The sequence below is a fragment of the Nocardia transvalensis NBRC 15921 genome (genome assembly GCF_000308875.1).
Lineage (GTDB): Bacteria > Actinomycetota > Actinomycetes > Mycobacteriales > Mycobacteriaceae > Nocardia > Nocardia transvalensis.
This window is the reverse complement of sequence record NZ_BAGL01000083.1, coordinates 90,507-96,636: the sequence shown is the minus strand read 5'-3', so window position 1 is coordinate 96,636 and position 6,130 is coordinate 90,507. Positions and strand designations below refer to the sequence as shown.

Sequence of the window (6,130 nt, the reverse complement as noted above, 5' to 3'; positions counted from 1 at the left end):
TTGTTAGAAGGCCCCCAGCCATCGGCTGGGGGCCTTCGCCATTTCCGAGGAACTTATCCCGTAGGGGGGATGACGATGAACGGTTATTACGGCGGCTATCCACAACAGAACCAGCCGCCACCGCAGGGTTACTATCCTCCGCCCCCGATGGGCTACCAGGGATATCCGCCGCCGCCACGTCCCCCACAGCGCGATTCTCGGGCCGGCCTGATCATCGTGTGCGTCTTCGTCGCGATAACTCTGATCGGCTTCGCGCTGGTCGTCGTATACAACACCGGTCTGTTGTCGCCCAAGACCGATCCCGAGCAGCTCGTGATGCCGCTCGTCGGTCAGTGCACCGATGCGTCGGAGATAGTCATCCACGGTCCCATCAAGGTCGTCGACTGCGCACTGCCGACCGCGACGAAGAAGATTGTCACCTCCGAGATCGTGTCGGGCGGCGGCAAGCCGGTCGAGTGCCCCGATCCGCAGATCCTCGTCATCACCGACGGATATCGCGACGGTCAGTACACCGTGGCGCATTCCTGCGCCGCGCCCAATCTGACGATCGGCAACTGCTACGAGAAGATCGGCAGCAGTTACAACTACGACGCCACCTGCGCGAGTTCATCCGGCCGCCTCGACCGCAAGCTGCCCGGCGTGACGGATACGAAGGTGTGCGATACATCCGCGGAAGGCGACTACGTCGGCAAGATCGCTTTCACTACGGTCCAGCATTTCCACTACGTCGACCAGAAGGAAGGCGCCACCTACTGCTTCGTCCCGGTGGGCTGAGGCCGCACCTCGCGGCGTTTGCCGTGGTGCAGGCGACCTGTCAGGCTCGGGGCATGGCGCTGCAGACCGCATTCACCGAGCACCTGTCCGTTCATCACCCGATTGCCCTGGCGCCCATGGGCGGCGTGGCCGGTGGTGCGCTGGCGGCGGCGGTCTCCGAGGGCGGCGGGCTCGGGCTGGTCGGTGGCGGCCGCGGTGATCGGGACACGATCGGGCCGGAGCTGTCGCTGGCGCGGCAATCGACCGGAAAGCCCTGGGGCGTCGGCTTTCTGACGTGGGCGATCGACGCCGAGACGATCGCGTGGGCCGTGGAGTACGAACCCGCGGCGGTCATGCTGTCGTTCGGCGATCCGACACCGCTGGTGGATCGCGTCCGGACCTCGAACGCGACGCTGATTCTTCAGGTCACCAACCTGGACGAGGCCCGGCGGGCCGTGGATCTGGGCGCCGACATCATCGTCGCCCAGGGCGGCGACGCCGGCGGCCACAGCGGCGCCGAACCCCTCGGCACGATGTCGTTCGTGCCGGTGGTGGTCGACCTCGCCGGTCCCACACCGGTTCTCGCGGCCGGCGGCATCTCGGACGGGCGCGGCCTGGCCGCCGCGCTGGCCCTCGGAGCATCGGGCGCCCTGATCGGAACCAGATTCGAGGCGACCCCCGAGGCGCTGGTGTCGGCACAGGAAAGCAAGGCCATACTCGACGCCACAGGCGAGGACACCGAAAGTAACCGCACCCTCGACATCGCCCGCGGCGCCCCGTGGCCGCACGAATATCCGGCCCGCACCCTCCGCAACGACTTCCTCGACAAGTGGCGCGGCCGCGACGAGGAACTCCGCACCGACGCACGTGCCCACGCCGAATACCGCGAACTGGCCGCCCGCGACGACCTCACCGCGGCCCCCGTCTGGGCGGGCCAGGGCGTAGGCCTCGTGACGGCCGTCGAACCCGCCGCCGACCTCGTTCCGATGCTCGCCGCCGCCGCGGAACGTATCCTGGCCCGCCTGACCGGTCACCGCTGACCTTCCCGATACCCCCTGTGCGGTAACGGATCTCGACGCGGGCGGCTCACGCCCGCTCGGCCGAGTCCAGCGCGAGAGCGACGGCCTCGGCGGGATCGGCAGCCGTCGTCAGCTCGATCGAGGAGCCATCGGTGTCGAGAATTCGCCAACCATGCAGTGAGACAACGGGAATGCCGCCGCGGCGGTGAGCGAGGGCCAGTTCCGACAGGGTTCCCCAGGAGCCGCCGACCACGATGACGGCGTCGGCGGAGGACACCAGGATCGCGTTGCGGGCCTCGCCCATTCCCGTGTACAGGACCGCGGAGAGTCCCGCGCAGGCCGTGGAGCGGTCGGTGTCGGGGCGGACGCCGATCACGAGACCGCCTGCGCGCGAGGCTCCTTCGGCTACCGCGGCCATGACCCCGGCGCCGCCGCCGCAGAGGACGGTCGCACCGGCCTCGGCCAGGAGCCGGCCGACCTCTGTGGCGTGAGCGGCCGCGGCGGCCGTGCATTCCCGGGGGCCGCAGACCGCGACCTGTATCGGAGGCATGTCAGCGGGCGGCCAGTTCCTTGCCGAGGGCGTCGAGTTGGTCGTTCGTGCCCTGTTCGCGCCAGGCGGACTGCTCGTGCTCGTCGAGGTAGGTGCCCTGTTCGGTGAGGGTGAGACGCGTACCGTCCTGTGCCGCAGCGAATTCCACCGTCGTGAGCGAGACCGTCGCGACGGTCTCGCCGGTGCGCAGCGCCGAGGTGTAGACGATCCGCTCGCCGGGGACGATCTCGTGATACGTGGTCTCGAAGGTCAGAGTGTCGCCGTCGTGGGAGCCCGAGGCGATCTCGCGGCCGCCCACGCGGAAATCCAGTTCGTGCTTCGACTCGGCGCCGGCGAACCAGCGGCCCTTCATCGCCGGATCCGACCAGGCGGCGAAGACCTCGGCCGGCGGCACGGGATAGTCGCGCTCGATGGTGAAGGTGGCGTGTGCGGCGGAATGCTCTGTCATGATCTAGTCCTCGTTATCGGTGGTATCGGTGAGTACGTCCCCGAGGGCGTCCAAACGCTGCTCCCAGGGCGTGCGGCGGTCGTGCAGCCATTGTTCGGCCGCGCGCAGCGCATCGGGTGCCAGCCGACAGGTGCGAACCCTGCCGGACTTCTCGGATCGGACCAGATCCGCGTCCTGCAACACCTGCAGGTGCTGCACGACCGCCGCCAAGGACATGTCCAACGGCCGCGCCAGCGCGCTGACCGCCGCCGGGCCGCCGGACAGCCGTTCGAGCAGCCCGCGGCGCGTGGGGTCGGCCAGGGCGCGGAAGATCTGGTCCAGCCGATCCGATTGGTTAAGCACGTCCTTAAGTGTATGAGGCGATGACCGAAAGTCAAGTGGTTACTTAACCATCTGCCCGGATCCTGACGTCCGGGTCGACTGCGTGAAACATCCCGCGCCCGATACCGATATCCCTCGCGGGGCGACTGTGTGACGACTTCGTCCACAATGAACCATCCGCCTTCCATCAGGTAAATACTTCTAGAAACTTCCTGCAAAATGTCGCGAAATCGCTGGCCGCTGAGTATGGTCGCGAGTGGGCAGGCAAACCGCTGGTAACTCTCGCTGGAAAGCGCGACGCGCCGGTGGTGCCGGCGAGGGCCTGATCCGGATGAGGGGGTCGGGCCCTCGTCGGTCCATTTTCCGGACCCGCGAAAAATTGGATATCCGCACTCGGGCGCGCCGAGGATTCTTTCCTCGCGAGTAGACAACTTTCAGCTATCGCCCGGGGAATTCGCACGGAAAATGAACGGCCAGATCCATGCCGTTTAGCTCGGGCGTTTGGGTATTGTCTGGCGCGATGTCACAGGAAACGAACGCGGGCAGGATGTACGCCGGGCAGCCCGTAGAAGACCGGCAGCGGCAGCGACGTGCGCGTTTTCTGGAGTCCGGGCTGACCGTGTTCGCGCGCGACGGTTATGCGAATAGTTCGGTCGGCGCCATCTGTAAAGATGCCGGCCTCTCCTCGCGGCAGTTCTACGAGGAGTTCACCGGGCGCGAATCCCTCCTCCTGGAGCTCTACGAACAGATCGACCGGCAATCCCGCGAAGCGGTCGCCGCGGCCCTGGCCGAACAAACCGATCGCGCCGCGGTCGAGACCATCGATGCGGCGGTGCGGGCCTACGTCGAATCGATCGGAAGGGATCCGCGCAAGGCGCGGGTCGCTTTGGTGGAAGTAGTCGGCGCCGGACCCAACGTCGAGAAATTCCGATTGGAATTACGGCGCGCCTGGGGTTCGCTATTGGCCGGCGCGGCGGAGGACGCCGCACTGCACGGGGAAATCCCGCCGGGTGATTACGAGATGCGCGTGCTGGCGATCATCGGCGCGGTCAACTACGTGGTCGACGCGTGGAGCGGCTCCGCTCCCCGCGCGCCGCTGGACGATGTCATCCGGGTGCTGCGCCGGGTGATCATCGGCGCGGTGAGCGCCTGACGCGTCGCCACCCCGCGCGGGCATGTTCGTCGGGCGCGAAAACTGGTCGTGTGCTGGTGATTCGCTCTAGCATCGCAGTGTGAGTGTCGAGCCGGTGGGGGAACGCACCCCGAGTTTCGTTGTCTGCGGGGATAATCCGCTCGTCTATCAACTTGCGGCGCAGCTGGTGGAGCAATTCGCCGACGGCGTCGTGACCGTCATCCTCCCGAATCGCCGGGGCGGGTTCGTCTCGCTGCTGGAGCGGCTGGACCGGGTGCGCATCCTGTGCGCCGAGCGGCTGGACGAGGAGACGCTGCGCATCGCCGGGGTCGCCGAGGCGCGAGCCTTAGCGCTGGTCGACCAGGCGGATGTCGAGAACTTCCACGCCGCGCTGCGGGCGCACGAGATGAATCCGGACATCCGGCTGGTGATCCGGATGTTCAACACCGGCCTCGGGTTTCGCATCCGGACGCTGTTCGCCGACTGTGTGGTCCTCTCGATCTCCGAGATGGCCGCGCCGTCGTTCATCGCGGAGGCGCTGGGCGTGAAGGCCCTGGACTACCTGCGCCTGGGTGAGCGGACCCTGTACGTCACCGGCCCCAACGGCATTCCGAACGGGACGATGGTGTGCGGGCTCGTGGAGTCGCCGCCGGGTGAGATCCGCCTGCTGGCGTCGACCCGCAGCGATGCGCGGGCGCTGGCGCTGGCGGGCCGCGCGCCGCACACATGGAACAGTCGCGGGCGCTTCCTGCTGAAGCTGCGATATCTGGCCCGCCACAACCTGGTCCGGCTCATGCTGTCGTTGCTGACGCTGATCGTGCTCGGCTGCGCGCTGATGATCCTGATCGGAAACGCTTGGGGTGACGCGGTATACGAGACCCTGCTGGATGCCGCGGGGGCCGCGCAGCCGGAACATCAGCGGGAACCGATCTTCAAGGTGTTGCAGGTCGTGGTCGTGTTCATCGGTCTCGCCCTGACGCCCGTCGTCACCGCGATGGTGGTGGGCGGGGTGCTGCGCGCCCAGTTGTCGGAGCAGATCGGGCCGGACCCTAAGGATTTCAGCGACCACGTGGTGGTGGCCGGGCTCGGCAATGTCGGTATGCGCGTGATGGAGCAGCTGTCGGACCTCGGCGTACCCGTGGTCGGGCTCGATTACGACGAGAACGCGCGCGGTATCGCGCTGGCGCGCACGCTGGGGGTGCCGGTCGTGATCGGCCAGGCCACCTGGGAGGACACGCTGGCGGCGGCCGGAGTGTCGCGGGCCCGGGCGTTGGTGTTGCTCACCAGCAGCGACGCGGTGAATCTGGAGGCCGCCCTGCTCGGCCAGTCCTATCACGACCGCTCCCAGCACGACGGGCTGAACGTGGTCGTGCGACTGTCCGACGACGATCTCGCCGAGCGGGTGCAGCGCAAACTCGAGAATTCGGTGGTGGTGCGCAGCGTATTCCAGCTCGCCGCCGAGGGTTTCGCGGCGGCGATGGCCGAGCGCCGGGTGATCGCGACATTGTCGATCAACAGTGCCCGGCTGATGGTCGCCGAGGTGCCGGTGGAGGAGGGCTCGGCGCTGGTCGGCAAGCCGATCCGGACCGTGGGACTGCCGGTGCACACTCGGGTCCTGGCGGTACAGCCCGAGGTCGGCGCCGAACTCCAGTGGCAGCCGGACCCCGAAACCCTGCTGGCCGCGGGCAACCAATTGGTCGTGGTGTCGAACCGCTACGGCCTCGACGACCTCCTGGCCCACAGCACAGTCGGCGCCACACCCGAACCGGGCGACGACGACCCGGCCGAAGCGGACCCCGCCATCGCCTGACCCGAGCGGGGCCTGGGAGTGCGCCTGGCCTGAGCGGGGTCCGGGAGTGCGCCCGACCTGAGCGGGGCCGGGGAGTGCCTGCTGTGGCGTTGGGACG

At 67.9% G+C, this 6,130-nt stretch carries 7 protein-coding genes; 4 read left to right on the top strand and 3 right to left on the bottom strand.

The genetic code is table 11. The features are described from left to right. Together ON41_RS29345 and ON41_RS29340 are read left to right on the top strand one after the other, a co-directional pair. Positions 1-774 (top strand): hypothetical protein (locus ON41_RS29345; protein WP_218003574.1); only part of this gene is annotated, 774 nt, incomplete at its 5' end. 53 nt (positions 775-827) lie between these two features. Further along, positions 828-1,793, top strand: a complete 966-nt coding sequence (locus ON41_RS29340) for an NAD(P)H-dependent flavin oxidoreductase (RefSeq protein ID WP_040751251.1) — start codon at positions 828-830, stop codon at positions 1,791-1,793. Positions 1,794-1,839: 46 nt separating this feature from the next. Here the strand turns inward: ON41_RS29340 and ON41_RS29335 are convergent, their stop codons facing one another. From ON41_RS29335 to ON41_RS29325, 3 genes are read right to left on the bottom strand one after another with little or no spacing between them, the layout of a single operon-like run. Then, positions 1,840-2,322, bottom strand: coding sequence for an SLOG cluster 4 domain-containing protein (locus ON41_RS29335; protein ID WP_040751250.1), 483 nt, complete (start codon positions 2,320-2,322; stop codon positions 1,840-1,842). A 1-nt stretch (position 2,323) separates the two neighbouring features. Further along, positions 2,324-2,770 carry an SRPBCC family protein gene (locus ON41_RS29330; RefSeq protein WP_040751249.1) on the bottom strand — a complete coding sequence of 149 codons (447 nt, stop codon included), beginning with the start codon at positions 2,768-2,770 and terminating at the stop codon, positions 2,324-2,326. Positions 2,771-2,773: 3 nt separating this feature from the next. Beyond that, a complete protein-coding gene (locus tag ON41_RS29325) occupies positions 2,774-3,112 on the bottom strand; it encodes an ArsR/SmtB family transcription factor (protein ID WP_040751248.1) in 339 nt (112 codons plus the stop codon). 499 nt (positions 3,113-3,611) lie between these two features. On the opposite strand from ON41_RS29325, the gene ON41_RS29320 reads away from it, so the two are divergent. Both ON41_RS29320 and ON41_RS29315 read left to right on the top strand, forming a co-directional pair. Beyond that, a complete protein-coding gene (locus ON41_RS29320) occupies positions 3,612-4,244 on the top strand; it encodes a TetR/AcrR family transcriptional regulator (protein ID WP_246460970.1) in 633 nt (210 codons plus the stop codon). 79 nt (positions 4,245-4,323) lie between these two features. After that, positions 4,324-6,033: an NAD-binding protein gene (locus tag ON41_RS29315; protein ID WP_051162740.1), complete on the top strand. Its 1,710-nt coding sequence runs from the start codon at positions 4,324-4,326 to the stop codon at positions 6,031-6,033. The last annotated feature ends 97 nt before the right edge of the window (positions 6,034-6,130 follow it).

Bases quoted from the DNA above. Each gene is read 5' to 3' on its own strand.
- ON41_RS29340 (WP_040751251.1), top strand. From the start codon at position 828: ATGGCGCTGCAGACCGCATTCACCGAGCACCTGTCCGTTCATCACCCG.
- ON41_RS29335 (WP_040751250.1), bottom strand. From the start codon at position 2,322: ATGCCTCCGATACAGGTCGCGGTCTGCGGCCCCCGGGAATGCACGGCC.
- ON41_RS29330 (WP_040751249.1), bottom strand. From the start codon at position 2,770: ATGACAGAGCATTCCGCCGCACACGCCACCTTCACCATCGAGCGCGAC.
- ON41_RS29320 (WP_246460970.1), top strand. From the start codon at position 3,612: ATGTCACAGGAAACGAACGCGGGCAGGATGTACGCCGGGCAGCCCGTA.